The following is a 752-nucleotide window of genomic DNA, read 5'->3' on the forward strand; positions in this document are numbered from 1 at the left end:
TCAAAATGAAATTGCGTGGCACAGACAGGTTATCCACAGGCTTGAGTTATCCACATTCCGATTTCATGTTTAAATGGATGTTCATGAAGCGGTTGATAAGAAGCAATATTTAATTGACCACTTATCATAATTATGATAATATTACGATAAACTAATTAAGGGGTGATTATATGCCGCATATTAGACCAGTTTCAGACTTACGAAATAATTTTGCTGATATTTCAAGGTTGGTACATGAAACAGCAGAACCTGTATTCTTGACAAAGAATGGTTATGGTGACATGGTTGTTATGAGCATTGAAGCCTATGAACGCAAGCTGTTTGAAAGTGAAATCTATTTTAAGCTAAAAGAAGCGGAACTGGAAGCCAAGTCCACTGATAAACGATATTCGCATGAAGAAGTGTTTTCTGATTTAAAGGAAAGGCTTGCTGACAAGATGGATGAGGATAATGCATAAGCTGAAATACTTGCCTTTGGCACAAAAGGATTTGAGGGATATTACAGACTATATTGCCGATACCCTTAAAGCACCAAAGGCTGCAATGGATTTGGTTGATGCACTTGACAATTCTATATCAAGGCTTCAGCAGTTTCCTTACTCTTGCAGGGTGTATCAACCCATACAGTCACTTGAAGCTGAATACAGAATGTTGCCTGTAAAAAACTACTTAGTGTTCTATATAGAGTCTGTTCAAAAAGCCTTGAATTTGTCTAAAAAATAAAAATACACCTGAGCAGAAAACTGGTAAAA

Annotated in this window: 2 protein-coding genes; both read left to right on the forward strand. The window is 36.4% G+C overall.

Going from position 1 to position 752, the window contains the following annotated elements:
* Positions 1–170: 170 nt before the first annotated feature.
* The gene (locus ACFO8Q_RS04335; protein WP_380024513.1) at positions 171–458 is read left to right on the forward strand and encodes a type II toxin-antitoxin system Phd/YefM family antitoxin; all 288 of its coding nucleotides are present in this window, start codon (positions 171–173) and stop codon (positions 456–458) included.
* Positions 451–723, forward strand: a complete 273-nt coding sequence (locus tag ACFO8Q_RS04340) for a type II toxin-antitoxin system RelE/ParE family toxin (RefSeq protein ID WP_380024514.1) — start codon at positions 451–453, stop codon at positions 721–723. Before ACFO8Q_RS04335 ends, ACFO8Q_RS04340 begins: the two co-directional genes overlap by 8 nt.
* Positions 724–752 lie beyond the last annotated feature (29 nt).

Origin of the sequence: Effusibacillus consociatus (assembly GCF_042652925.1) — a bacterium.
Lineage (GTDB): Bacteria > Bacillota > Bacilli > Tumebacillales > Effusibacillaceae > Effusibacillus > Effusibacillus consociatus.

Excerpts from the sequence above, each read along its gene's own strand:
- ACFO8Q_RS04335 (WP_380024513.1), top strand. The coding sequence starts at position 171 with ATGCCGCATATTAGACCAGTTTCAGACTTACGAAATAATTTTGCTGAT.
- ACFO8Q_RS04340 (WP_380024514.1), top strand. The coding sequence starts at position 451 with ATGCATAAGCTGAAATACTTGCCTTTGGCACAAAAGGATTTGAGGGAT.